Origin of the sequence: Pseudomonas sp. GW531-T4 (genome assembly GCF_017349615.1) — a bacterium.
Classification (GTDB): Bacteria; Pseudomonadota; Gammaproteobacteria; order Pseudomonadales; family Pseudomonadaceae; genus Aquipseudomonas; species Aquipseudomonas chlororaphis_I.
Map to the genome: position 1 here is coordinate 1 of NZ_JACMZT010000006.1, position 26,462 is coordinate 26,462.

General features: G+C 63.5%; 20 protein-coding genes. 15 read left to right on the plus strand and 5 right to left on the minus strand.

Annotation, left to right across the window (positions count from 1 at the left end):
- The first annotated feature begins 80 nt into the window (after positions 1 to 80).
- The gene (locus J4D28_RS06315) at positions 81 to 1,310 is read left to right on the plus strand and encodes an acyl-CoA dehydrogenase (RefSeq protein ID WP_009049813.1); all 1,230 of its coding nucleotides are present in this window, start codon (positions 81 to 83) and stop codon (positions 1,308 to 1,310) included.
- 93 nt (positions 1,311 to 1,403) lie between these two features.
- Here J4D28_RS06315 and J4D28_RS06320 read toward each other — a convergent pair whose 3' ends face one another.
- Positions 1,404 to 2,786 carry a substrate-binding domain-containing protein gene (locus J4D28_RS06320; RefSeq protein WP_101282836.1) on the minus strand — a complete coding sequence of 461 codons (1,383 nt, stop codon included), beginning with the start codon at positions 2,784 to 2,786 and terminating at the stop codon, positions 1,404 to 1,406.
- Between the two features lie 250 nt (positions 2,787 to 3,036).
- Between J4D28_RS06320 and J4D28_RS06325 the strand changes: the two genes are divergently transcribed.
- Positions 3,037 to 3,363, plus strand: a complete 327-nt coding sequence (locus J4D28_RS06325; RefSeq protein WP_009049811.1) for a YegP family protein — start codon at positions 3,037 to 3,039, stop codon at positions 3,361 to 3,363.
- Between the two features lie 55 nt (positions 3,364 to 3,418).
- On the opposite strand, the gene xthA is transcribed toward J4D28_RS06325, so the two are convergent.
- Positions 3,419 to 4,231: an exodeoxyribonuclease III gene (xthA, locus tag J4D28_RS06330; protein ID WP_016701913.1), complete on the minus strand. Its 813-nt coding sequence runs from the start codon at positions 4,229 to 4,231 to the stop codon at positions 3,419 to 3,421.
- Between the two features lie 223 nt (positions 4,232 to 4,454).
- On the opposite strand from xthA, the gene J4D28_RS06335 reads away from it, so the two are divergent.
- The 7 genes from J4D28_RS06335 (at position 4,455) to J4D28_RS06365 (ending at position 15,530) form a co-directional block, all read left to right on the plus strand.
- Positions 4,455 to 5,105 carry an N-acetyltransferase gene (locus J4D28_RS06335; protein ID WP_009049809.1) on the plus strand — a complete coding sequence of 217 codons (651 nt, stop codon included), beginning with the start codon at positions 4,455 to 4,457 and terminating at the stop codon, positions 5,103 to 5,105.
- 63 nt (positions 5,106 to 5,168) lie between these two features.
- On the plus strand, positions 5,169 to 6,896 hold the full coding sequence (locus J4D28_RS06340; RefSeq protein ID WP_009049808.1) for an autotransporter assembly complex family protein: 1,728 nt from the start codon (positions 5,169 to 5,171) through the stop codon (positions 6,894 to 6,896).
- Entirely contained in the window at positions 6,893 to 10,567 is a 3,675-nt protein-coding gene (locus J4D28_RS06345) for a translocation/assembly module TamB domain-containing protein (protein WP_103331599.1), read from the plus strand. The genes J4D28_RS06340 and J4D28_RS06345 overlap by 4 nt, the downstream gene beginning before the upstream one ends.
- A 206-nt stretch (positions 10,568 to 10,773) precedes the next feature.
- Positions 10,774 to 11,247: a MarR family winged helix-turn-helix transcriptional regulator gene (locus J4D28_RS06350; protein WP_009049806.1), complete on the plus strand. Its 474-nt coding sequence runs from the start codon at positions 10,774 to 10,776 to the stop codon at positions 11,245 to 11,247.
- The gene (locus J4D28_RS06355; RefSeq protein ID WP_103331600.1) at positions 11,248 to 12,717 is read left to right on the plus strand and encodes an efflux transporter outer membrane subunit; all 1,470 of its coding nucleotides are present in this window, start codon (positions 11,248 to 11,250) and stop codon (positions 12,715 to 12,717) included.
- Between the two features lie 15 nt (positions 12,718 to 12,732).
- Positions 12,733 to 13,935: an efflux RND transporter periplasmic adaptor subunit gene (locus tag J4D28_RS06360; protein ID WP_103331601.1), complete on the plus strand. Its 1,203-nt coding sequence runs from the start codon at positions 12,733 to 12,735 to the stop codon at positions 13,933 to 13,935.
- Positions 13,936 to 14,000: 65 nt separating this feature from the next.
- Complete coding sequence (locus J4D28_RS06365; protein ID WP_009049803.1) at positions 14,001 to 15,530, plus strand: DHA2 family efflux MFS transporter permease subunit; 1,530 nt, start codon at positions 14,001 to 14,003, stop codon at positions 15,528 to 15,530.
- Positions 15,531 to 15,686: 156 nt separating this feature from the next.
- On the opposite strand, the gene lpxH is transcribed toward J4D28_RS06365, so the two are convergent.
- A complete protein-coding gene (lpxH, locus tag J4D28_RS06370; RefSeq protein ID WP_038633659.1) occupies positions 15,687 to 16,442 on the minus strand; it encodes a UDP-2,3-diacylglucosamine diphosphatase in 756 nt (251 codons plus the stop codon).
- The gene (locus tag J4D28_RS06375; protein WP_007929634.1) at positions 16,439 to 16,942 is read right to left on the minus strand and encodes a peptidylprolyl isomerase; all 504 of its coding nucleotides are present in this window, start codon (positions 16,940 to 16,942) and stop codon (positions 16,439 to 16,441) included. Before J4D28_RS06375 ends, lpxH begins: the two co-directional genes overlap by 4 nt.
- Positions 16,943 to 17,219: 277 nt before the next feature.
- On the opposite strand from J4D28_RS06375, the gene J4D28_RS06380 reads away from it, so the two are divergent.
- Both J4D28_RS06380 and cysS read left to right on the plus strand, forming a co-directional pair.
- Positions 17,220 to 18,917, plus strand: a complete 1,698-nt coding sequence (locus J4D28_RS06380) for a glutamine--tRNA ligase/YqeY domain fusion protein (protein ID WP_009049801.1) — start codon at positions 17,220 to 17,222, stop codon at positions 18,915 to 18,917.
- Positions 18,918 to 18,935: 18 nt separating this feature from the next.
- Complete coding sequence (gene cysS, locus J4D28_RS06385; protein ID WP_009049800.1) at positions 18,936 to 20,318, plus strand: cysteine--tRNA ligase; 1,383 nt, start codon at positions 18,936 to 18,938, stop codon at positions 20,316 to 20,318.
- Positions 20,319 to 20,399: 81 nt separating this feature from the next.
- Here the strand turns inward: cysS and J4D28_RS06390 are convergent, their stop codons facing one another.
- A complete protein-coding gene (locus J4D28_RS06390; protein ID WP_016701905.1) occupies positions 20,400 to 22,250 on the minus strand; it encodes a sigma-54-dependent Fis family transcriptional regulator in 1,851 nt (616 codons plus the stop codon).
- A gap of 327 nt (positions 22,251 to 22,577) precedes the next feature.
- Here J4D28_RS06390 and J4D28_RS06395 point away from each other — a divergent pair, with 327 nt between their 5' ends.
- From J4D28_RS06395 to J4D28_RS06410, 4 genes are read left to right on the plus strand one after another with little or no spacing between them, the layout of a single operon-like run.
- Positions 22,578 to 23,672, plus strand: a complete 1,095-nt coding sequence (locus J4D28_RS06395) for an ABC transporter ATP-binding protein (protein ID WP_103331603.1) — start codon at positions 22,578 to 22,580, stop codon at positions 23,670 to 23,672.
- A complete protein-coding gene (locus J4D28_RS06400; RefSeq protein WP_016701904.1) occupies positions 23,672 to 24,787 on the plus strand; it encodes an ABC transporter ATP-binding protein in 1,116 nt (371 codons plus the stop codon). Before J4D28_RS06395 ends, J4D28_RS06400 begins: the two co-directional genes overlap by 1 nt.
- Positions 24,784 to 25,650 (plus strand): carbohydrate ABC transporter permease, encoded by an 867-nt coding sequence (locus tag J4D28_RS06405; RefSeq protein WP_009049796.1) that lies wholly within the window; start codon positions 24,784 to 24,786, stop codon positions 25,648 to 25,650. Before J4D28_RS06400 ends, J4D28_RS06405 begins: the two co-directional genes overlap by 4 nt.
- A gap of 11 nt (positions 25,651 to 25,661) precedes the next feature.
- Positions 25,662 to 26,462, plus strand: coding sequence for a carbohydrate ABC transporter permease (locus tag J4D28_RS06410; RefSeq protein ID WP_007929618.1), 801 nt, complete (start codon positions 25,662 to 25,664; stop codon positions 26,460 to 26,462).

Below are 26,462 nucleotides of genomic sequence, written 5' to 3' on the forward strand. Positions count from 1 at the left end.
AATAGGCTAGGTAAATTTTCGTAAGCTGTTCTAGCATCGGTTCCATGCCCTCAACCACCTTGCCAAGAAGGTAGCTGCCCATGGATTTCGCCTATTCACCCAAGGTTCAGGAACTGCGTGAGCGCGTGACCGCGTTCATGGACACTTATGTCTATCCAGCTGAAGCCGTGTTCGAGCGCCAGGTCGCCGAAGGCGATCGCTGGCAGCCGACGGCGATCATGGAAGAGCTCAAACTCAAGGCCAAGGCCGAGGGCCTGTGGAATCTGTTCTTGCCCGAGTCGGAACTCGGCGCCGGCCTGACCAACCTCGAATACGCGCCGCTGGCGGAAATCATGGGCCGTTCCCTGCTGGGGCCGGAACCCTTCAACTGCTCGGCACCGGACACCGGCAACATGGAAGTGCTGGTGCGTTACGCCAATGAAGAGCAGAAGCAACGCTGGCTGGAGCCGCTGCTGCGCGGCGAGATCCGCTCCGCCTTCGCCATGACCGAGCCGGACGTGGCATCGTCCGACGCCACCAACATGGCCGCCCGCGCCGTGCGTGATGGCGACGAATGGGTGATCAACGGCAAGAAGTGGTGGACCTCGGGGGCCTGCGACCCGCGCTGCAAGATCCTGATCTTCATGGGCCTGAGCAACCCGGACGCACCGCGCCACCAGCAGCACTCGATGATCCTGGTGCCGGTCGACACCCCCGGGGTGAAGATTGTCCGGCCGCTGCCGGTGTTCGGTTACGACGACGCCCCCCACGGCCATGCCGAAGTGCTGTTCGACAACGTACGGGTGCCGTACGAGAACGTGCTGCTGGGCGAGGGTCGTGGCTTCGAGATCGCCCAGGGTCGCCTTGGCCCGGGCCGGATTCACCACTGCATGCGCTCGATCGGCATGGCCGAGCGCGCACTGGAGTTGATGTGCAAGCGTGCGGTGAGCCGTACCGCGTTCGGCAAGCCGCTGGCGCGCCTGGGCGGTAACGTCGACAAGATCGCCGATTCGCGGATGGAGATCGACATGGCGCGCCTGCTGACCCTGAAGGCGGCGTACATGATGGACACCGTCGGTAACAAAGTGGCGAAAAGCGAAATCGCCCAGATCAAGGTGGTGGCGCCGAACGTGGCCTTGAAGGTGATCGACCGGGCCATCCAGATTCATGGCGGGGCCGGGGTCTCCAACGATTTCCCGCTGGCCTACATGTACGCCATGCAACGCACCCTGCGCCTGGCCGACGGCCCGGACGAAGTGCACCGCGCGGCTATCGGCAAGTTCGAAATCGGCAAGTACGTGCCCAAGGAAATGCTGCGCAGCGGGCATTAAAAACGATCGTGGGCTCCGCTCCTACAGAATCTTCCGTAGGAGCGAGGCTTGCCCGCGATAATGTCCTCGATTACGCCGCCGATTTTCCCTCCCTCAATACACCCAGACCTCCACCCGCCGATTCTTGATCCGTCCCTCGTCCGCGGTATTGGCCGCGACCGGCATCTGCGCGCCAAAACCGCGGATCTCGCGCAGCACCACACCGTTTCTCACCAGTTCCCGGCGCACGGTCATCGCCCTCAGCTTGGACAGCAGCGCCGCGCGTGCCGGATCGTTCTTGGCGTCGCCGAAGCCGACCAGGGTCACGCGCTTGGCTAGTTTGTCGTGGCGCTTGAGAAAATCCAGGACCCGCGCCAGATCCTGGTGCGCCTTGTTGTCGAGGGTGGCGCTGCCTTCCTCGAAGCGAAAGTTCACGGTCAGGCGCTGCGCCTGCCGGGCGATGGCCTGGTACCCCTCGGGCATCTGCGGGGCGGGGGTGACGCTCATGGCCAGCACCGTCTGCGCGATAAAACCGTTGGCCGCGACTATCGCCTGGCCCCTGGGGCTCTGGGCGAAACGTACCAGGGCGCGGGCCCAGGGGTTTTGCTCATCGGGTGGCAGGTAGAAGTACAGGCGCCGTGACAGCGGGTAGTCCTCGGTAGCGATCAGGCTGTCGAGGGGCAACATCGGTTGCGAGCCGCCGTCGACGATCGCCACGGCCTTGGCCTGGCGCACATAAGGCAGGCCGATAAAACCGATGCCCTGGGGATCGTGGCTGACCGCGTCGGAGAGCTGCTCGCTGGACTCGAAGCGTTGCGCCGTGGCGCTGAGGTTCTTGCCGCGTTGGGCCAGCACCAACTCCTTGAAGGTGTCGTAGGTGCCGGACCGGTCATCGCGGGCGTACAGGTGAATGGCACCGCCGATGCCACCCAGTTCTTCCCAGGTTTTCACCTCGCCGCTGAAGACCCGCGCCAGTTGTTCGGTGTCCAGCCGCGTCAGCGGGTTTTGCGGGTGGAGGATGATCGCCAGGCCGTCGATGGCGATCACCTGTTCGGCCTCGGGATCTTTCAGGTCGCCGAGGGCTTCCAGTTCCACCAGTTCGCTGTCCTTGATCGGCCGTGACGCGGCGGCGAGGTCGGCGCTGGCGTTCTTCAACGCGGCAAAGCCGGTACTGGAGCCATGGGCGGCGATCTCGACGAAAACGCGCCGGCCCTGGGCATCCTGGCCGGTCAACCGACGCTCGTTGTCTTTGCCTGAGGCCTCGATCCGGATGTCGAGCAAACCCTGTTCCTGCATCAGGCCCTTGACCAGGGCCGGGCCCAGCGCGGCACCGATGGTGTTGGAACCCTGGATGCGCAGCACCGGCTGGTCGCCGCCAGCCAGGGGCAGGGCGGCGGACACCGACCAGGGCAGGGCGTAGCAAACGAAGCCGACCAGCAGCAGGCAGAGGGTTCGGCACCAGAGGTCCCGTTCACTGACGGTACAAACGCGTGACATGCGGCAATGGCCTTCTATGGCGGGAGCGAGTGCGGCGAGATTAAGTCAGGGAGGTGACGGAGATATGACGGTTGATGCGGGTAATCAGAGTCTTCTCGTGGCTTTTCGGAATGCTCTTAAAGACCCGGCACGGCTGGCTCAGTACAGTTGAAAACTTTGTCTGGAGGGGAATTGGCGCAAGCCGATTCTCGTCTTCACCAGGCGTCGATGCAGCCCTGGCTGCAATTTGCTTGTGTCAAAGGAGTATGAAATGAGTGGCTGGTTCGAGCTGAAGCAATATGGCAGCGGAGGTTTCAGGTTCTTGCTGAAGTCCAAGGACGCGCAGACCATGCTTCAAAGCGACCGTTACCCTTGTCGTGAGAGTGTCGAGGCAGCCATCGCGCTGTTGCGCAAGCACTGCACGTCCCCGGGTAGTTACGAAAAGAAGATCGCCCCTGGTGGCAAATCCTACTTCAATCTCAAGGCCGGCAAGGAGGTGATCCTGGTCAGCCACCTGTATGACTCGGAGCCGACCCGTGAGTCCGCCATCGAGGCCATCATGCAGGCCGGCACCAGCACCCGGGTCGAGTTGTGTTGAGACGCTGAAGCCATAAAAAAGCCCATCGCAGGATGGGCTTTTTTGTGCCTGGCGATCAGCTCAGTTCGAGCCAGATCGGTGCGTGGTCGGAAGGCTTTTCCATGCCGCGCAGGTCGTAGTCGACCCCGGCATCCTTGATCCGTGGCAGCAGGCCGCGGGAGGCCATGATCAGGTCGATGCGCAGGCCGCGCTTGGGCTCGTCCTCGAAACCGCGGCTGCGGTAGTCGAACCAGCTGAAGCGATCGACCACCTCGGGATTGAGGTGACGGAAACTGTCGACCAGGCCCCAGTTCTTCAGGCGGTCCATCCACTCGCGCTCTTCCGGCAGGAAGCTGCACTTGCCGGTTTTCAGCCAGCGTTTCATGTTGTCCGGGCCGATGCCGATGTCGCAGTCTTCCGGGGAAATGTTCACATCACCCATGACCACCAGCGGCTGCTCGTTGCTGAAACGGGTTTCCAGCAGGTGCTGCAGGTCGCTGTAGAAACGCTGCTTGGCCGGGAACTTGGTGGGGTGGTCGCGGCTTTCGCCCTGGGGGAAGTAGCCGTTCATGATGGTTACCTGGGTGCCGTTGGCGTCGACGAAGGTGCCCCAGATAAAACGCCGCTGGGCGTCTTCATCGTCACCGTCGAAGCCTTTGTACAGGTCCAGTGGCGCCTGGCGCGAAAGCAGGGCGACGCCGTAGTGGCCTTTCTGCCCGTGGAAATTCACGTGATAGCCCAGCGCCTGGACTTCGGCCAGGGGGAACTGGTCGTCTGATACCTTGGTTTCCTGCAGGCCGATGATGTCCGGTTGATGCTTTTCGATCAGCGCCGCCAGCTGATGGGGGCGGGCGCGCAGCCCGTTGATGTTGAACGAGACGATCTTCATGGTCGGCAGTCCTGGCAAAACTGCGATGCTAGCCGACAAGTCGCGCGGCGGCCAGCGTGGCGGCGTGGCGGCTGCGCTGCTAAGGTCCATGAGCAGCGCAGCGTAGTGGAACGATCGCGGGCCTGGAAGGCTCGTAGCTATGAAGCACATCAAGAACTGGCACATGTTCGCCGCCATTCAGCGCGGCCACTTCAAGCCGGCCCCAGGGGGGAGACCCATCGCCATGCCTGAAACCTCGACTGCCATCGCCGACATTCATATGCTCGACAGCGGCTACGCGCGCGAAGCCCGTTCCCTGCTGTACCAGGCTTATCGCCACGAGCCGACCTTCGCCTATCTGTTCGAGTCCGAACGCCCGGGTTATGAGCAGCGGGTTCGGGCCACGGTGCGGGAGCTGGTCAAGCAGCACTTCATTCAGGACCTGCCGGCCATTGGCCTGCTGGTCAACGACCGGCTGATCGGCATCGCCCTGATCGCGCCACCCCAGCGTCGCCTGGGCATTACCGAGAGCTGGGCCTGGCGCTTGCGCATGGTGCTCAGTACCGGTTTCCGTTGCACCCGGCGTTACCTGGACTATCACGCGGCAGTGCTGGGTTGCCTGCCCACCGACTCGGTGCACGTCCTGCCATTGCTGGGCGTGCACCCGCAGTTCCAGGGCAGGCATTTCGGTGAGCAGTTGCTGCAGGCGGTGCACAACTGGTGCGCGGTGGACGAGCATTCCCAGGGCGTGGTGCTGGACACCGGCAATCCGCGTTACCTGGCGTTCTATGAGCGCCAGGGTTACGAAGAGATTGGCGAGATCGCTGTCGGTCCGATCCGTGAGCACGTTTTCTTTCACGCCAACCCGCAGGTTCTGCAAAGCGCGACCGGCTGAACAGAACTTTCCTCACATTTGTGCGCTCTATCGGGCTCCCTGCTCGTGATAGCATTCGCGCCTATGAAGTTTTCAGGAAGATTCACCAGCGGCTTGTTGCTGCTGTTCACAAGCTGTGCGGCACTGGCGCAAAGCGAATTGGACGTCAGGGTCAAACCCTCCAACGATGAACTCAAGGCCAATGTGGAAGGCTACATTGGCGGGGTGGGCGATCGCGACGAGGAGGCGCTGCTGCGCTTCAGTCGTGGCGCCGAGGAGCAGGCCCGCAAGGCCGCCCAGGCCCTGGGCTACTACCAGCCGCAGATCAGCAGCGAAGTCAAAGGCGGCGAAAAGCCGCGTTTGGTGCTGAATATCGATCCTGGCGAGCCGGTGCACCTGCGCAACGTCACCATCCGGGTCGACGGCCCGGCGGCCTCCCTCAAGGGCTTTCGTGTGCCCAAAAGTGATCAGCTGAAAAGCGGCGCGGTCCTCAATCACGGTCATTACGAAGACGCCAAGCGGCTGATCCAGAACCAGGCGTCGCGCTACGGCTTTTTCAGCGGGCGTTTCACCCGGCAGAAGCTGGCCGTGGACCCCCAGGCTGGGGTGGCGGACATCGAACTGGTGTACGAAAGCGGTCCGCGCTACGCCCTGGGCAAGGTCAGTTTTGCCGGCGATACGCCGTTCGACGAAGACCTGCTGCAACGCATGGTGCCGTTCAAGGCCGGCACGCCCTACGATTCCGAACTGATCGCCGAACTCAACCAGGCGCTGCAATCGAGCGGCTACTTCGAAGGCGTGCGGGTCGACGCGGCGCCGACCGCGGCCGCCGCCGAGGTGATTCCGGTGGCGGTCCAGCTGGAAACCCGCAAGCCGCGCACCATGGGCCTGGGCCTGGGGTTTTCCACCGACGTCGGGCCGCGGGCCAAGGCCAACTGGACCCGGCACTGGGTCAATGCCCAAGGCCACAGCTATGGCTGGGAGGCGGAAATATCCGCGCCGCGGCAGAACGTCGGCCTGTTCTACGACATACCGCTGGACCCGCCGCTGACCGACAAGCTGCGTTTTGCCGGCGGCTACCAGAACGAAGAAATCTCCAATACCGACACCCTGAGCAAGCTGCTCACCCTCGGTCCCGAGTGGCACAGCAAGTTGCCCAGCGGCTGGCAGCGGGTCATCTCGCTGAAGTGGCAGCGCGAGGAATACCGCCTTGGCGACGACTCGGGCCTGAGTACCCTGTTGATGCCCGGCATCAGTTATTCCTACCTGCGCAGCGATAACCGCATCGACCCGCACAATGGCTATCGCCTGCAATTCGACAGCAAGGTGGCCAAGGAAGGGCTGGGCTCGGACACCAACCTGCTGTATGGCACCGTGCTGCTCAAGGGCCTGACCACGGTGTGGGACAACCACCGGTTTCTTGGCCGGGTGCAGTTCGGTGGCAGCGCCACCAACGGTTACAAGAAGGTCCCGCCATCGCTGCGCTTTTTCGCCGGTGGCGATCAGAGCGTGCGTGGTTACGATTACCAGAGCCTGTCGCCGGAGAACTCCGACGGCGACCGGATCGGCGGGCGCTACATGGTGGCCGGCAGCGTCGAGTACCAGTACTCCATCGCGGAAAAATGGCGCCTGGCGACCTTTGTCGACCAGGGCAACTCCTTCGACAAACTTGAACTGCCGAACCTCAAGACCGGGGTCGGCGTCGGTGTGCGCTGGATCTCCCCGGTGGGGCCGATCCGTCTCGACCTGGCCCGTGCGCTGGACGACGACGGCGGCATTCGCTTGCACTTTTCCATGGGGCCAGAGCTGTGAAGCGTGGTTTGAAGATCGCGGCGCTGGCGCTGCTTGTACTGGTGGCGGTGCTGATACTGGCGCTGGCTTCGATACTCGGCACCCAGGCCGGCAGTCGCTGGGCCCTGGGCCTGGTGCCGGGCTTGACGGTGGAGAACTTCGCCGGCCGCCTGGGCGGGCAGTGGAGCGCCGATCACCTGTTGTGGCAGCAAGACAGCAGCCGGGTCGAACTCCAGGCGCCGAAATTCGCCTGGTCGCCGGCGTGCCTGATGCGCATGACCCTGTGCATCGAGCAACTGGACGTGGAGCAGGTCAGCCTGCAATTCCCGCCGGGTGCGGAAGAAGAAAGCAGCGGCCCGATCAGCCTGCCGGATCTGCAACTGCCCCTGGCTATCGAGCTGGGTCAGGTGCGGGTCGGCAGCCTGCAGTTCAATGGCGCCGAAGAGCTCAAGGGCCTGCAACTGGCGGCGCAGTGGACGGCCAAGGGCTTGCAGATCGACTCGGTGAGCCTGCAACGCGACGACCTCAGCCTCAAACTTTCGGGCTTGTTGTCGCCCAGCGGCGACTGGCCATTGAGCGCCACCGGTACCCTGACCCTGCCGGCGCCCGGCAGCGAACCCTGGGCGCTGGCACTGAAGGTCGACGGCGACCTGTTGAAGACCCTCAAGCTTACGGCCGACAGCAGCGGTTATCTGCAAGGCCAATTGAGCGGTGAGCTGCAACCTTTGGTGGAGAACCTGCCGGCCGAGGTACGGATCACCGCCGATGGCTTCAAGGCCAGCGCCGACCTGCCCGACACCCTGATGCTCAATCAGCTGGAGCTGACCGGCAAAGGTGACCTCAAGGCGGGTTACCAACTGCTGGGCAAGGCTACCCTGCCGGCCGAACAGGGGCCGGTGGCACTGGCGCTGCAAGGCAAGGTCGACGCCAAGGGCGCGCAGATCGCCGCGCTGGACCTGACCGCCAACGACAAGCAAAACCTCAAGCTGACCGGCCAACTGAACTGGAGCCAGGGCCTGAACGCCGAAGCCAAGCTCGACTGGCTGGATTTCCCCTGGCATCGCCTGTACCCGCTGATCGAAGAACCCGCCGTGGCGGTGCGCCGTTTCAATGCTGAAGTCGCCTACCGCGACGGCAATTACCTGGGCAACTTCAAGGGCGACCTCGATGGCCCGGCGGGGGCGTTCAGCCTCAGCAGCCCGTTCAGTGGCGACCTGACAAAAATCTTCCTGCCCCAGTTCAAGCTCGCGGCCGGCCAGGGCAAGGCCGAAGGCCACCTGAACCTGCAATTCGCCGATGGCATCGCCTGGGACACCGCGCTGGACCTGTCGGCGATCAACCCGGCGTACTGGGTCGCCGAGCTGCCGGGCACCTTGGCCGGGCCGCTGCGCAGCCAGGGTGAGATGAAGAATGAGCAACTCAAGCTCAACGCCGACCTCGACCTCAAGGGCAAGTTGCGCGGCCAGCCGGTGGTGCTGCAGGCCAAGGCCGATGGCGCTGGCGAGCAGTGGAACCTGAGTACCCTGGACATCCGCCTGGGCGATAACCGCATCAACGGTTCCGGCCGCCTGCAACAACGCTTGGCCGGGCAGCTCGATATCAAGCTGCCACGCCTCGGCCAGCTGTGGCCCGAGCTGCGTGGCCAGCTCAACGGCCGCCTCGATGTGGCCGGCACCCTGAAGGCGCCGCAGGGCAAGCTCGATCTGCAAGGCCAGCAACTGGTGTTCGCCGACAATCGCCTGCAGAGCCTCAAGCTCGATGCCAACCTGGACAGCGCGCAACGGGCACGAATCGACCTCAAGGGGGGTGGCATCCAGGTCGGTGAAACCTCGCTGGGGACGCTGACGGCCAGCGGCCAGGGCGATATCAAGAACCAGAAGCTGCAACTGGACCTGCAAGGCCCGCAGCTCAAACTGGCGCTGGGCCTGGACGGCAAGCTGGACCAGGGCAACTGGCGCGGCCGCCTGGCCAGCGGCGATATCCAGACCGGTGGCCAGGACTGGAGGCTGCAGGCTCCGGCGAAGCTCGAGTACCTGGCCGACGGCAAGCTCAACTTCGGCGCCCATTGCTGGGCCAGCGGCGATGCCAGCCTGTGCGGCGAGGATCAGCGGCTGATGCCCGAGCCCAAGTTGCGCTACCACCTCAAGCAGTTCCCGATCGACAGCCTCGCGCAGTGGCTGCCCAAGGACTTCGCCTGGAAGGGCCGGCTCAACGCCGATATCAAGCTGGACGTACCGGCCGGCGGCCCGCAGGGGCGGATCCTGCTGGATGCCAGCGGCGGCACCTTGCGGGTCAAGGAAAAGCAGCAGTGGCTGGACTTCCCGTATCAGACGCTGAAAATCGACACCACCCTCAACCCCAAGCGTATCGATACGCAGCTGGCGTTCAGCGGCGGCAAGCTCGGTGAACTGATGCTGCAGGCGCAGATCAATCCGTTGCCGAAAAACAAGCCGCTGTCCGGCGAGTTCCGCCTCAGCGGCCTGGACCTGGCGGTGGCGCGGCCGTTCGTGCCGATGGTCGAGAAGCTCGCCGGCACCCTGAACGGCAGCGGGCGCATCTCCGGTGGTCTGCTGGCGCCGCAGGTCAACGGCAACCTGGCCCTCAGCGGTGGTGAAGTCTCCGGTCCCGAATTACCCATCAGCCTCCAGGACCTGCAACTGCAGGCGCTGATCTCTGGTGAAAGCGTGCAATTGAACGGTGGTTGGAAGAGTGGCAAGGCCGGGCAGGGCAGCCTGAACGGCAATATCACTTGGGGCCAGGCGTTGGTGGTGGACCTGAGCCTCAAGGGCTCGCAGCTGCCGGTCACCGTCGAGCCCTATGCGGTGCTGGACGTGGCGCCGGACCTGAAGATCTCGATGAAGGACGACAAGCTGGCGATCGCCGGCAAGGTCCATGTGCCCAAGGGCGAAATCACCGTTCGTGAGTTGCCGCCGTCGACGGTCAAGGTGTCGGACGACACCGTGATCATCGGCCACCAGACCGAGGAGGGCAAAGCGCCGATGGCCATGGCGATGGACATCGACGTGGTGGTCGGCGAGGACAAGCTCAGCTTCTCCGGTTTCGGCCTGACCGCCAACCTGCAAGGCCATGTGCACATCGGCGACAACATGGACACCCGTGGCGAGCTGTGGCTCAACGACGGCCGCTACCGCGCCTACGGCCAGCGCCTGACCGTGCGCCGGGCGCGCTTGCTGTTCGCCGGGCCGATCGACCAGCCGTACCTGGACATCGAGGCGATCCGCCAGACCGATGACGTGATCGCCGGGATCCGCCTCAGTGGCAGCGCCGAACAGCCGACCACGCAGATCTTCTCGGAGCCGGCGATGAGCCAGGAACAGGCGCTGTCCTACCTGGTGCTCGGGCGTCCCTTGAGCACCACCGGCGAGGACAACAACATGCTGGCGCAAGCCGCCCTGGGCCTTGGCCTGATGGGCAGCTCGAACATCACCGGCGGGCTGGCCAAGAACCTGGGGATCGAAGACTTCCAGCTCGACACCCAGGGCAGTGGCAACACCACCAGCGTGGTGGCCAGCGGCAATATCTCCGAGCGCCTCAGCCTGCGGTACGGGGTGGGGGTCTTCGAACCGGCCAACACCATCGCCCTGCGCTACAAACTGAGCAAAAAGGTCTACCTGGAAGCGGCCAGCGGCGTCGCCAGCTCGCTGGACATCTTCTACAAGCGCGACTTCTGATAGCGGTCGGCAAGCCAGTCCCCTTTGGCGAGGGGACGGGCTTTCGCCACCCCTCCAACCGGTATTCCTCCCCCCGATTTTCGACGTCAAGGCTTTCCCATTAATTAGCTTGATAGTGAGCATGCTAATTATTGTTTGGATATTGGCTGCCTAGGCAGTAACATCTCGACATACTTTCGCTGCCTAGGCAGCTAACAGGTGGTCAGATGAAGCACTTCACCCCAGACGATTTCCACAATTGCCACCTTGGGCTCTTGCTGGGCCGCGCGGCCCTGCTCAAGGACCGGATCATCGACACCCACATGGAACCCCACGGCATCACCGCCGCGCAGTTCAAGGTGCTGATCATCATGGCCCAGTTCGGCGTCGACACCCCGGCCGAGCTGTGCCGCTACCTGTCCCTCGACAGCGGTTCCATGACCCGCATGCTCGATCGCCTGGAGCAGAAGGACTTCCTCGCCCGCCAACGTTCGGAGCACGACCGCCGCCAGGTGCGCCTGGTGCTCACCGAGGAGGGCCAGAAGCTCGCCGACTGCCTGCCGCACATCGGCGCCAACGCCATGAACGAACTGGCGGGCGCCATCACCCCCGAAGAGTTGAAAACCCTGGAACAGATCCTCAAGAAAATTTTGCTGGCGGCCGGTGACCCGATCACCGTGTTGCGGGTAGGTGATAAGTAAATGAGCAGTAAAACCTTGCGTACCCGTTTCAGCCTGGTACTGCTGGCCATGAGCCTGGCCGGATGTGCCAACTACAGCGGCCTGACAACCGAAGGGGTGAGCCTCGATGCCAAATCCCTCAAGGCCGGACAATCCCTGAGTGGCGTGACCCTGTCGCCGGCGGCCTGGCCGAAGAGCGACTGGTGGAAGAGCCTGGGCGATCCACAGCTCGATGGCCTGATCCGCGAAGCCCTGCACGACAGCCCCGACATGCAGATCGCCAGCGCCCGCGCGCACCAGGCCAGCGCGGCGGCCTATGCCGCGGATGCGGCACGCATGCCGACCCTGGATGCCAGCGGCAGTGTCAGCCGCTCGCGCCTGGCTCGCTCGCAGGACCCGAGGGGGCAGGGCGACAACTACAGCACCCTGCGCAGCCTGACGGGCACCTTCAATTACACCTTCGACCTCTGGGGCGGCCAGCGCGATACCTGGGAAGCCGCCCTGGGCCAGGCGCGCGCCGCCGAGATCGATCGCCAGGCCGCGCAACTGACCCTGGCCGCCGACGTGGCCCGGGCCTACAGCGACCTGGGGCAGGCGCATATCGTCCATGACCTGGCCACTGAAGACCTCAAGCGCACCCGGCAGATGCTCGAGCTGAGCCAGAAGCGCCTGAGCTCGGGCATCGACAGCCAGTATCAGTACCAGCAGACCGAAAGCCTGGAGGCCAGCTCCGAAGCCTCGCTGATCGACGCCGAGAAAAACCTGCAGAGCGCCAAGATCGCCCTGGCGGTATTGCTCGGCAAAGGCCCCGACCGGGGCAACGAAATCGCCCGGCCGAAAGTCCTCCAGGCCAGCGCGGTGGCGTTGCCATCGGTGCTGCCGGCGGAACTGCTGGGCCGCCGTCCGGACCTGGTGGCCGCGCGCTGGCGGGTCGAGGCGGCGAGCAAGAGCATCGACGCCGGCAAGACCAACTTCTACCCCAACCTCAACCTGAGCGCTGCCGCCGGCACTCAAGCGTTGCTGGGGGATGCGATGTTCGGATCGGCCAGCCGCTTCTTCAATATCGCCCCGACCGTGTCGCTGCCGATCTTCGACGGTGGCCGCCTGCGCGCCGACCTGGATGCCCGGGACGCCGACTACGACCTGGCCGTGGCGCAATACAACAAGAGCCTGGTGACTGCCCTGGGGGATGTCAGTGACACCATCTCCCAGCTGCGTGACATCGGTCGGCAGATCGCCGCCCAGCAACACGCCACCGACATCGCCCAGGACTCCTACGACACCGTGGTCCAGCGCTACGGCTCGGGGATCGGCAATTACCTGGACGTGCTCAGCATCGAGCAGCAATTGCTGCAGGCCCAGCGTCAGCTGGCGACCCTGAATGCCCAGCAGATCGACCTGTCGATCCAGCTGATGCAAGCCCTGGGCGGTGGTTTCCAGACCGACAATCTGGCCGCGGCCACCCCGACCCCAGCCTCGCGCAATCAATAATTCAAGGTACTCATCATGGCCACTGTCGAAACCAACAACGCTCCTGAAAATACGCCGGACAGCGCCAACCCGCGCAAACGCAAGGTCATGCTGCTGGGCCTGGTGGCGCTGATCGCCCTGGGCGGGCTGGGGGTCTTTGCCTGGTATGAACTCTACGGACGCTGGAATGAAAGCACCGACGACGCCTATGTGAACGGCAACGTGGTGGAAATCACCCCGCTGGTCACCGGCACGGTGGTCAGCATCGGCGCCGACGATGGCGACCTGGTTCATGAAGGCCAGGTGCTGATCAACTTCGACCCCAACGATGCCGAGGTCGGCCTGCAAAGCGCCGAGGCCAACCTGGCCCGCACCGTGCGCCAGGTGCGCGGTTTGTACAGCAACGTCGACGGCATGCGCGCCCAGGTGGCGGCGCAGAAGGCCGAAGTGCAGAAAGCCCAGGACAACTTCAACCGTCGCCGGACCCTCGCCAGCAGCGGGGCGATTTCCCAGGAAGAACTGTCCCACGCCCGCGATGACCTGACCTCGGCGCAGAACGCCCTGGCCAATGCCCAGCAGCAGCTCAACACCACCAACGCGCTGGTGGACGACACCGTGGTCTCCAACCATCCGGACGTGCAGTCGGCCGCCGCGCAGCTGCGCCAGGCCTACCTGACCAACGCCCGCAGCACGCTGATCGCGCCGGTGACCGGTTATGTCGCCAAGCGCACCGTGCAACTGGGCCAGCGGGTACAGCCGGGCACCGCGTTGATGGCGGTGATCCCGCTCGACCAGCTGTGGATCGACGCCAACTTCAAGGAAACCCAGCTGCGTGACATGCGCATCGGCCAGCCAGTGGACATCGAGGCCGATATCTACGGCAGCGAGGTCAAGTACAGCGGCACCATCGACAGCCTGGGCGCTGGTACTGGCAGTGCCTTCGCCCTGTTGCCGGCGCAGAACGCCACCGGCAACTGGATCAAGATCGTGCAGCGGGTGCCGGTGCGCATCCACGTGAACGCCGAAGAACTGGCCAGGCACCCACTGCGGGTCGGCCTGTCGACGGTGGTCAACGTCGACCTGCACGACCAGAGCGGCCCGGTGCTGGCCCAGCAGCCGCCACAAAAGGCGTCGTTCAGTACCAACGTCTACGACCGCCAGTTGAGCGAGGCCGATGCGCTGATCGCCCGCCTGATCCACGACAACAGCGCCGCCATCGGCAAGACCGCGCAGCGTTGATTCGCCGATCCCTCTGCTGCGGCCGTTAGCGGCCGCGGCGCCAGCCTCGCTTCATAGGATTCGCGATGAGCAATAACGCCTCTTTCACGCCGCCCAGCCTGTTGCTCAGCACCATCGGCCTGTCGCTGGCGACCTTCATGCAGGTGCTCGACACCACCATCGCCAACGTGGCCTTGCCGACCATCTCCGGCAACCTCGGGGTGAGTTCGGAGCAGGGCACCTGGGTGATCACCTCGTTTGCCGTGAGCAACGCCATCGCCTTGCCGCTGACCGGCTGGCTGAGCCGGCGTTTCGGCGAAGTGAAGCTGTTTATCTGGGCCACCCTGCTGTTCGTGCTGGCCTCGTTCCTCTGCGGGATTTCCACTTCCATGCCCGAACTGGTGGGCTTTCGGGTGCTGCAAGGGGTGGTGGCCGGGCCGTTGTACCCGATGACCCAGACCCTGTTGATCGCGGTCTACCCGCCAGCGAAAAGGGGCATGGCCCTGGCGCTGCTGGCGATGGTCACGGTGGTGGCGCCGATTGCCGGGCCGATTCTCGGCGGCTGGATCACCGACAGTTACAGCTGGCCGTGGATCTTCTTCATCAACGTACCGATCGGCCTGTTCGCCGCCTGGGTGGTCAAGCAACAGCTGAAGGCACGGCCGGTGGTGACCAGTCGCCAGCCGATGGACTACATCGGCCTGCTGAGCCTGATCGTCGGTGTCGGCGCCTTGCAGATCGTGCTCGACAAGGGCAACGACCTGGACTGGTTCGAATCCAATTTCATCATTATCGGTACGCTGATTTCGGTGATTGCCCTGGCGGTGTTCGTGATCTGGGAAATGACCGACCGCCATCCGGTGGTCAACCTGCGGCTGTTCGCCCACCGCAACTTCCGCATCGGCACCATCGTGCTGGTGGGCGGTTATGCCGGCTTCTTCGGCATCAACCTGATCCTGCCGCAGTGGTTGCAGACCCAGATGGGCTATACCGCGACCTGGGCCGGCCTGGCGGTGGCGCCGATCGGTATCCTGCCGGTGCTGATGTCGCCTTTCGTCGGCAAGTACGCGCACAAGTTCGACCTGCGCTTGCTGGCCGGGCTGGCGTTCCTGGCGATCGGCCTGAGCTGCTTCATGCGCGCCGGGTTCACCAACGAAGTGGACTTCCAGCACATCGCCCTGGTGCAGCTGTTCATGGGCATCGGCGTGGCGCTGTTCTTCATGCCGACCCTGAGCATCCTGATGTCGGACCTGCCACCGCACCAGATCGCCGATGGCGCCGGCCTGGCCACCTTCCTGCGGACCCTCGGTGGCAGCTTCGCCGCTTCGCTGACCACCTGGATCTGGATCCGTCGGGCGAACGAGCACCATGCCTACATGAGTGAACACATCAGCACCTTCGAGCCGGCCACCCGCGATGCCCTGGGCGCCCTGGGCGGTGCCAGCAACCAGGCCTACGCGCAGCTGGACCAGGTGCTGACCGGCCAGGCGTACATGATGTCCACCGTGGACTACTTCACGCTGCTGGGCTGGAGCTTCATGGGCCTGATTCTGCTGGTGTGGCTGGCCAAGCCGCCGTTCACGGCCAAGGCCGGGCCGGCGTCGGCGGGGCATTGATATCGCGGTGGGGCAGAGGCGTTATCGCGAGCAAGCTCGCTCCTACAAAAAGGTACGTCCCTCTGTAGGAGCGAGCTTGCTCGCGATAGAACGCGCAGCGTTCGCCTGGAAGGCCCCGGAAGACCCTCCGGGCCTTATCGCAGCCTGCGGCAGCGGCTACAGGCTCGAGCGGGGCAACGCCAACGGCGACGGGACGAAGTCGAAAGCTGCCAGCTGGAAGCCCTGTTCATCCACCTGCAAGGCCCAGCCCTGGCGGTCCCAGTCGCCCAGCACGATGCGCTTGGCGGCCTGGTCGCCGATCTGCAACTTGTGGATGGCCGGGCGGTGGGTGTGGCCGTGGACCAGGGTCCGCACTTTGAACTCCTGCATGATCCGCGGCACTTCGTCCGGGGTCACGTCGACGATGTCGTTGGCCTTCATGCGGGTTTGCGCGCGGCTTTCGTTGCGCAGCTTGCGCGCCAGCTTGTGCCGGGTGCGCAGCGGCAGGTGCCTGAGGATCCACAGCGAAACCGGGTTGCGCAGGTAACGGCGCATGCGCATATAGGCTTCGTCGCGGGTGCACAGGCTGTCGCCGTGCATCAGCAGCACCGGCTCGCCGTAGAAGTCGACCACGCTCGGGTCCTTGAGCAGGGTCGCGCCCGCGGCCTTGCAGAAGGCCTTGCCGAGCATGAAGTCGCGGTTGCCATGCATCAGGAAAACCTGCGTGCCGCTGTCGCTGAGCTCGCGCAGTGCCTGGCAAATGGAAAGCTGGTAGGGGGTCATGGCGTCGTCGCCGATCCAGACCTCGAAGAAATCTCCCAGGATGTACAGCGCTTGCGCCGAGCGGGCACGCCCGCCCAGTAAATCCAGAAACGCCCGGGTAATGTCCGGGCGTTCCTCTTCCAGATGCAAATCTGAAATCAGCAGTATCACTCAACGATCTCGGCTTTCTCGATGATCACGTCTTCTGCCGGTACGTCCTGGTGGCCGGCCTTCATGGTGGTGGCCACGCCTTTGATCTTGTCGACCACTTCGGTGCCGGCGACCACTTTGCCGAATACCGCGTAGCCCCAGCCCTGGACGGTCTTGCCGCTGTGGTTGAGGAAGCTGTTGTCGGCGACGTTGATGAAGAACTGCGCGGAAGCCGAATGCGGCTCCATGGTGCGGGCCATGGCGACGGTGTACTTGTCGTTGGAAAGACCGTTGTCGGCTTCGTTCTGGATGCTTGGACGCTTGTCTTTCTTCTCTTTCATGCCTGGCTCGAAACCGCCGCCCTGGATCATGAAGTTACCGATGACGCGGTGGAATACGGTGTTTTCGTAATGACCGGCTTTAACGTATTCGACGAAGTTGGCCACGGTGACCGGGGCTTTCTCGGCGTTCAGTTCCAGCACGATGTCGCCGTGGTTGGTGGTCAGTTTGACTTGAGTCATGATCGGTACTCTTTATAAGGAGGAGCGTTTTCAAGGAATTCCCGGGTTCCGGGAGGCGGGCCTGGGGCCCGCGGGCCGGAACCGCGCTGGCAAAAATCCGCCAAGGTGCGCAGTTTAGCGTGCCGAGCGTGAAATTCGAGGCTGTTTTTTCATTTGCGACGGATTAATCACGGCAGATTTAAAGCCCGCTCTGTCAGGGGCTTGACCGCATCGGCTATGATATCCGTTTTGATTTATCAGGCCGCACCGGCCGCGCACTTGTACGTTCAAGGATCCTATGAGCAAGCCCACTGTCGACCCTACCTCGAATTCCAAGACCGGACCGGCCGTGCCGGTCAACTTCCTGCGCCCGATCATCCAGGCGGACCTGGACTCGGGTAAGCACACACAGATCGTGACCCGCTTCCCGCCGGAGCCCAACGGCTACCTGCACATCGGTCACGCCAAGTCGATCTGCGTGAACTTCGGGCTGGCCCAGGAATTCGGTGGCGTCACCCACCTGCGCTTCGACGACACCAACCCGGCCAAGGAAGACCAGGAATACATCGATGCCATCGAAAGCGACGTCAAGTGGCTGGGCTTCGAGTGGGCCGGTGAAGTGCGCTACGCCTCGCAATACTTCGACCAGTTGCACGAATGGGCGGTGGAGCTGATCAAGGCGGGCAAGGCCTATGTCGACGACCTGACCCCCGAGCAAGCCAAGGAATACCGTGGCAGCCTGACCGAGCCGGGCAAGAACAGCCCGTTCCGTGACCGTTCGGTGGAAGAGAACCTGGACCTGTTCGCCCGCATGAAGGCGGGTGAATTCCCGGATGGCGCACGCGTGCTGCGGGCCAAGATCGACATGGCCTCGCCGAACATGAACCTGCGCGACCCGATCATGTACCGCATCCGCCATGCGCATCACCACCAGACCGGCGACAAGTGGTGCATCTACCCGAACTACGACTTCACCCACGGCCAGTCGGACGCCATCGAAGGCATTACCCACTCGATCTGCACCCTGGAGTTCGAAAGCCACCGTCCGCTGTACGAGTGGTTCCTCGAGAACCTGCCGGTGCCGGCGCAGCCGCGCCAGTACGAGTTCAGCCGCCTGAACCTGAACTACACCATCACCAGCAAGCGCAAGCTCAAGCAACTGGTGGACGAGAAGCACGTCAACGGCTGGGACGACCCGCGCATGTCGACCCTGTCGGGCTTCCGGCGTCGTGGCTACACGCCGAAATCCATCCGCAACTTCTGCGAAATGGTCGGCACCAACCGTTCCGACGGCGTGGTGGACTTCGGCATGCTCGAATTCAGCATCCGTGACGACCTCGACCACAGCGCCCCGCGCGCCATGTGCGTGCTGCGTCCGCTGAAGGTGGTGATCACCAACTACCCGGAAGGCCAGGTCGAGAACCTCGAACTGCCGCGCCACCCGAAAGAAGACATGGGAGTGCGGGTACTGCCGTTCGCCCGTGAAATCTACATCGACCGCGACGACTTCATGGAAGAGCCGCCAAAGGGCTACAAGCGCCTGGAGCCGGCCGGCGAAGTGCGCCTGCGCGGCAGCTACGTGATCCGCGCCGACGAGGCGATCAAGGATGCCGACGGCAACATCGTCGAGCTGCGTTGCTCGTACGATCCGGACACCCTGGGCAAGAACCCGGAAGGCCGCAAGGTCAAGGGCGTGATCCACTGGGTGCCGGCCGCCGCCAGCGTCGAGTGCGAAGTGCGCCTGTACGACCGTCTGTTCCGTTCGCCGAACCCGGAGAAGGCCGAAGACAGCGCAAGTTTCCTGGACAACATCAACCCTGACTCCCTGCAGGTCCTCACTGGTTGTCGTGCCGAACCCTCGCTGGGCAACGCACAGCCGGAAGACCGTTTCCAGTTCGAGCGCGAAGGTTACTTCTGCGCGGATATCAAGGACTCGAAACCGGGCGCACCGGTATTCAACCGTACCGTGACCCTGCGCGACTCCTGGGGTCAGTGATCAGTTAAGGAACTCCTTGTGCTAACGATCTACAACACGCTCACCAAGAGCAAAGAAGTCTTCAAGCCGCTCGATGGCAACAAGGTGCGCATGTACGTGTGCGGCATGACCGTGTACGACTACTGCCACCTGGGCCACGGTCGCAGCATGGTCGCCTTCGACCTGGTGACCCGCTGGCTGCGTTTCAGCGGTTACGACCTGACCTATGTGCGCAACATCACCGACATCGACGACAAGATCATCAATCGGGCCAACGAGAACGGCGAGTCGTTCGAAGCGCTGACCGAGCGCATGATCACGGCGATGCACGAAGACGAAGCGCGCCTGAACATCAAGAAGCCGGACATGGAGCCGCGTGCCACCGACCATATTGCCGGCATGCACGCGATGATCCAGACCCTGATCGACAAGGGCTACGCCTACGCGCCGGGCAACGGCGACGTGTACTACCGCGTGGCCAAGTTCATGGGTTACGGCAAGCTGTCGCGCAAGAAGATCGAAGACTTGCGCATTGGCGCGCGCATCGAAGTCGACGAGTCGAAACAGGACCCGCTGGACTTCGTGCTGTGGAAAGCCGCCAAACCGGGCGAGCCGAGCTGGGAATCGCCATGGGGCGCCGGGCGTCCGGGCTGGCACATCGAATGCTCGGTGATGTCGACCTGCTGCCTGGGCGAGACCTTCGACATTCACGGCGGCGGCAGCGACCTCGAGTTCCCGCACCATGAAAACGAGATCGCCCAGAGCGAGGCGGCCACCGGCAAGACCTACGCCAATGCCTGGATGCACTGCGGCATGATCCGCATCAATGGCGAGAAGATGTCCAAGTCCTTGAACAACTTCTTCACCATTCGCGACGTGCTCGACAAGTACCATCCGGAAGTGGTGCGTTACCTGCTGGTGTCGAGCCACTACCGCAGCGCGATCAACTACTCGGAAGACAACCTCAAGGACGCCAAGGGCGCCCTGGAGCGTTTCTACCACGCCCTCAAGGGCCTGCCGAGCGTGCCGGCCGCCGGTGGCGAAGCCTTCGTCGAGCGTTTCACCGAGGTGATGAACGACGACTTCGGCACCCCGGAAGCCTGTGCGGTGCTGTTCGAGATGGTGCGCGAGATCAACCGTCTGCGTGAGAGCGATCTCAATGCGGCGGCTGGTCTGGCGGCGCGCCTGCGGGAACTGGCGGATGTGCTGGGTGTGCTGCAACTGGAAGCCGACGACTTCCTGCAGGCCGGTGCCGCCGGCCGGGTCGACGCGGCGCAGGTCGAATCGCTGATCCAGGCGCGCCTGGCGGCCCGTGCCAACAAGGACTGGGCCGAGTCCGACCGCATCCGCGACCAGATCACCGCCATGGGCGTGGTGCTGGAAGACGGCAAGGGTGGGACTACTTGGCGTCTGGCTGACTGATCGCGGTACTGGCTACAAACAGAAACCCGCCTTGTGCGGGTTTTTGTTTGCTTGCCATTTGGGGATGGAGGGGGCGGGGGATCAATCCTCCTGCTGACGCAATCTTTTATAGAGGGTATTGCGACTCACCCCCAGCCGTCGCGCCAGCTGGGAAATGTTGCCGCCCACGGCCTTGAGCTGGCGGTGCAGGTCGGCGCTGTCTTCCAGGGCGATGTCGCCGGGCGGTTCGTGGCTGGCGGCTGGCTCCATGTCCAGGTCGACAAAAAAGTCGTCCGGCAGGTGCTCGGCGCGGATCGGCTGGTCTTCGGCCATGGCCAGCGCCACCTGCATCACGCTGCTGACCTGGCGCAGGTTGCCCGGCCAGGGGTGGCGCTCGAAGAGGTCCTGGACTTCGCGGCTGAGCCCGGCCCATTGGCCGGGCTCGCGGTGCTGCTCCCAGATGCGCTTGAACAGCGCCTGCTTGTCGCTGCGTTCGCGCAGGGGCGGCAACTCCAGGGTCAGGCCGCCGATGCGGTAATACAGGTCCTCGCGGAAGCGCCCGAGTTGCACCTGTTCGCGCAGGGAGCGGTTGGTCGCCGAGATGATACGGATGTCCACCGGGAACAGTTCGCTGCTGCCCACCGGCTGCACGCAGCGCTCCTGCAGCACCCGCAACAGGCGGGCCTGGGTAGGCAGGGGCATGTCGCCGATTTCGTCGAGGAACAGCGTGCCTTTGTCAGCCTTGCGGATCAGGCCGATGCTGCCTTTCTGGTTGGCGCCGGTGAAGGCGCCTTTTTCATAGCCGAACAACTCGGACTCCACCAGTTCGGCGGGGATCGCCGCGCAGTTGACGGCGATGAATGCCTGTTTGCTCCGCGAGCTGGCCTGGTGCAGCGCCTTGACGAAGACTTCCTTGCCGACGCCGGTTTCGCCGTGGATCAACAACGGAATGTCCTTTTCCAGCAGCCGTTCGGCCTGGCGCACGGCTTTCTCTACGCGGCTGTCGCCGAAGTGCAGGGTGTTCAGGCCGATGGCATCGGCGTTGGCGGGGGCCGGGCGGGCAGGCGCTTCGGCGAAGACCCGGGCCTGGATCGGCACCTGCCTTGGACGCTTGAGCAGGCAATGGAAGCGGTTGCGTCCGGCGGCCTGCAGGGCGAAGGGCAGGCCTTCCGGCTGGTTGAGCAATTCCAGCAGGGACACCTTGAACAGGCTTTCGATGCCGACCCGCGACAGGCTGATGCCCAGCAGGTTGTCGGCGCGGCGGTTGGCCGAGAGCACCTGGCCGCTTTCATCGAAGATCAGCAAGCCGGCCCACTGGCTGTCGAGGTTGTTCAGGCCGGTGTTGAAGGTCAGCTGGAAATGCCGGCCTTCGAACAGGTTGAGGATCAGCCGGTTCTCCACCGTCTGGCTCATCATCTTGACCATGCCCAGGGTGTGGGAGGGCGGCAGGTAGCTGTCGCTGGAGACATCCAGCACCGCGATCACCCGGCGCTCGGCATCGAAGATCGGCGCGGCCGAGCCGGTCATGAAGCGGTTGGCCTTGAGAAAGTGTTCATCGTGCTCGATATGCACCGCCTGCTCGCAGGCCAGGGCGGTGCCGATGGCATTGGTCCCGCTGCAGTGTTCCAGCCAGCTGGCGCCGGCACTGAAACCACGGGCCAGGCTCGGCTCGATAAAACGCTGGGTGCCCCAGGAGGTCAGCACCTGGCCCTGGTTGTCGGCGAGCATGATCAGGCAATTGGAGTTGCTGAGGATGTTCTCGTAGTAGGGCAGGACTTCCTGGTGGGTGGTCTGCACCAGGGCATGCTGGCTCTCCAGTAGCTGGGCGATACGCTCGGCGGGCAGTTGATCGAAAGCGGGGGCGCTCTGGTGGCTGAGGCCAAAGGCCCGGCAGCGGCTCCAGGAGTCCTTGATGATGGTCTCGTGAGACAGCGGTGAGGCAGGTGCGCTCATGGCGGTAGGTCTCTGAAAACGCTTTTATTGTTGTTATTGGCGTATGGCCTGGCCTTTGTAGTTGCAGCCCGCGGCAGCGGCTACAAGAAGCAATCTTGCCGGCAAAAACGTCCATCCAGTGTTGTTCACTCTTGTTCATTGTCAACCGCCGGACTGTTCAGTTGTTCAGTGCGGGTTGTTCATTTCTGTTCAGCTATGAACCCGCGGATAACCTGTCTTGGAATAAATATCAGGCTTATCAGTGGCTTGGTTTGCTGCCGCGGTTCTGGCACGAAAGTCGCTCTGCTGCTCCGGTCGCTTGACTCCAATAATAAAAAAGGCCGAGCCATGTCATTAACGCTGGAACACGTCAGCCGTGTCGTCGAGGGCCAGACCTGGATCGATGACATCTCGCTGCGCTTTGAACCCGGTTCCTTCAATGTCCTGCTGGGACGTACGCTGTCCGGCAAGACCAGCCTGATGCGCTTGATTGCCGGGCTCGACAAGCCCGCCAGCGGACGCATCCTGATGAATGGCGTGGACGTCACCGGGCGCCCGGTGCGGCTGCGCAACGTGTCGATGGTCTATCAGCAGTTCATCAACTACCCGACCATGACCGTGTTCGAGAACATCGCCTCGCCGCTGCGCCAGGCCGGTGTCGCCGCGCAGATGATCGAGAGCAAGGTGCTGGAGACGGCGAAGATGCTGCGGATCGAGAAGTTCCTGCAGCGCCATCCGCTGGAGCTGTCCGGCGGCCAGCAGCAGCGCACGGCGATGGCCCGGGCGCTGGTCAAGGATGCCGAGCTGATCCTGTTCGACGAGCCGCTGGTCAACCTCGACTACAAGCTGCGTGAAGAGCTGCGCCAGGAGATGCGCGAGCTGTTCCAGGCCCGCCACACCATCGCCATCTACGCCACCACCGAGCCCAACGAGGCGCTGGCTTTGGGCGGCACTACCACCATTCTCCATGAGGGGCGCCTGGTGCAGAGCGGCAAGACCGCCGAGGTCTATCACCAGCCCCAGACGGTGCTGGCCGCCGAGCTGTTCTCCGAACCGCCGATCAACCTGATGCCGGGGCGCATCGCGGGCAATGAAGTGAGCTTCGCCAACTTCGTGCACTTTCCGCTGAACGTCGATTTGCGCCCGGTCGGCGAGGGTGAGTTCCGCTTTGGCGTGCGGCCCAGCCATATCTCCCTGGTGCCGAGCAACGACGACGACCTGGAGCTGGCGGTGACCGTCGAGGTGGCGGAAATCAGCGGCTCGGAAACCTTCCTGCATGTGCGCAACGAACAATTCCTGTTGGTGCTGCACTTGCCCGGCGTGCACGAATATGACGTCGACGCGCCGATCCGCATTTATATCCCCACCCACAAACTGTTCGTCTTCGATGCCCAGGGCCGTCTGGTCCAGGCGCCGGGGCGACGCGTCGCGAGGGTTGCCTGATGGCCGAGATCCGTTTGCACAACCTCGCCCACAGTTACACCAGCACTCCGGCTGGTCCCGAGGACTATGCGATCCGCGAGATGAACCACATCTGGGAGCAGGGCGGCGCCTATGCCTTGCTCGGGCCGTCCGGCTGCGGCAAGTCGACCTTGCTCAATATCATTTCCGGGCTGCTCAGCCCGTCCCAGGGGCAGGTGCTGTTCGACACCCGGGTGGTCAACGAGCTGACTCCCGAGAAGCGCAATATCGCCCAGGTTTTCCAGTTCCCGGTGGTCTACGACACCATGACGGTGTTCGACAACCTGGCCTTCCCGCTGCGCAACCAGGGCATGGCCGAGGCCAAGGTGCACAGCAAGGTGCAGGAGATCGCCGAGGTCCTCGACCTGCAGGCGCTGTTGAGCAAGAAGGCGCGCAACCTCAGTGCCGACGAAAAGCAGAAGGTCTCGATGGGCCGCGGCCTGGTGCGCGACGACGTGTCGGCGATCCTGTTCGACGAGCCGCTGACGGTAATCGACCCGCACCTGAAGTGGAAGCTGCGGCGCAAGCTCAAGCAGATCCACGAGCAGTTCAACATCACCATGGTCTACGTCACCCACGACCAGCTCGAAGCCTCGACCTTCGCCGACAAGATCGCGGTGATGTACGGCGGGCAGATCGTCCAGTTCGGCACCCCGCGGGAGCTGTTCGAGCGACCGAGCCACACCTTCGTCGGCTACTTCATCGGCAGCCCGGGGATGAACCTGATCGAGGTCCGGGCAGAGGCCGGCGGTGTCAGGTTCGCCGGCACCCATCTGGCACTGCCCGAGGCCTTGCAGCAGCGGATCGCCGAGAGCGATTACCAGAGCCTGAAAGTCGGTATCCGCCCGGAATTCATCCATGTCTGGGACGAGCCTTACGAGGAGGCGCTGCAGGCCGACGTGGTCCACATCGAGGACCTGGGCACCTACAAGATCATGACCCTGAACCTCGACGGCGCGGTGTTAAAAGTGCGCCTGGCCGAAGACAAGCCAGTGCCGCAGGGCAGGGCCTGCATCAGCTTCCCCGCGCAGTGGCTGATGGTCTACGCCGACGAATACCTGCTGGAGGCCCACGCCACGAACGAGGTTCAGCCATGAACAAAGTGCAGAACAACAAGGCCTGGTGGCTGGTATTGCCGGTGTTCCTGCTGGTGGCCTTCAGTGCGGTGATCCCGATGATGACCGTGGTCAACTACTCGGTGCAGGACATCTTCGACCAGTCCAGCCGCTATTTCGTCGGCGCCGACTGGTACCGCCAGGTGCTGCTCGACCCGCGCCTGCACGACTCGTTGCTGCGCCAGTTCATCTATTCGGCCTGTGTGTTGCTGATCGAGATTCCCTTGGGGATAGCCATTGCCCTGACCATGCCGAGCAAGGGGCGCTGGTCGTCGGTGGTGCTGATCATCCTCGCCATTCCGTTGCTGATCCCGTGGAACGTGGTGGGCACCATCTGGCAGATCTTCGGCCGCGCCGACATCGGCCTGATGGGCTCGGCGCTGAATGCCCTGGGCATCAATTACAACTATGCGGCCAACACCATGGATGCCTGGGTCACGGTGCTGGTGATGGACGTGTGGCACTGGACCTCGCTGGTGGCGCTGCTGTGCTACTCGGGGCTGCGGGCGATCCCGGACGTGTACTACCAGGCGGCGCGCATTGACCGGGCGTCGAACTGGGCAGTGTTCCGGCATATCCAGTTGCCGAAGATGAAAAGCGTGCTGCTGATCGCGGTGATGCTGCGCTTCATGGACAGCTTCATGATCTACACCGAGCCGTTCGTGCTCACCGGCGGCGGGCCGGGCAACGCCACCACCTTCCTCAGCCAGACCCTGACCCAGATGGCGATCGGTCAGTTCGACCTGGGCCCGGCCGCGGCGTTTTCCCTGGTGTATTTCCTGATCATCCTGCTGGTGTCCTGGCTGTTCTACACCGCCATGACCCACTCCGACGCCAATCGCTGAGGACGGCCGCCATGACCAAGCGCAAGCTGATACCGCTGCTGATCTACATCCTGTTCCTGCTGGTGCCGATCTACTGGTTGCTGAACATGTCGTTCAAGAGCAACAACGAGATCCTCGGCAGCCTGACCCTGTGGCCCCAGGACTTCACCTGGCACAACTACAAGGTGATCTTCACCGACCCCAGCTGGTACACCGGCTACCTCAACTCGCTGTATTACGTCAGCCTGAACACGGTGATTTCCCTGAGTGTGGCACTGCCGGCGGCCTATGCGTTCTCGCGCTACCGCTTCCTCGGCGACAAGCACCTGTTCTTCTGGCTGCTGACCAACCGCATGGCGCCGCCGGCGGTGTTCCTGCTGCCGTTCTTCCAGCTGTATTCGTCCATCGGCCTGTTCGATACGCACATTGCCGTGGCCCTGGCCCACTGCCTGTTCAACGTGCCGCTGGCGGTGTGGATTCTCGAAGGCTTCATGTCCGGGGTGCCGAAGGAAATCGACGAGACCGCCTACATCGACGGCTACAGCTTTCCCAAGTTCTTCGTGAAGATCTTCGTCCCGCTGATCGGCTCGGGGATCGGCGTGACGGCGTTCTTCTGCTTCATGTTTTCCTGGGTCGAGCTGCTGCTGGCGCGGACCCTGACCTCGGTGAACGCCAAGCCGATCGCCGCGGTGATGACCCGCACCGTGTCCGCCTCCGGTATCGACTGGGGTGTGCTGGCGGCGGCCGGGGTGCTGACCATCCTGCCGGGCATGCTGGTGATCTGGTTTGTTCGCAACCATGTGGCCAAGGGCTTCGCCCTGGGCCGGGTATGA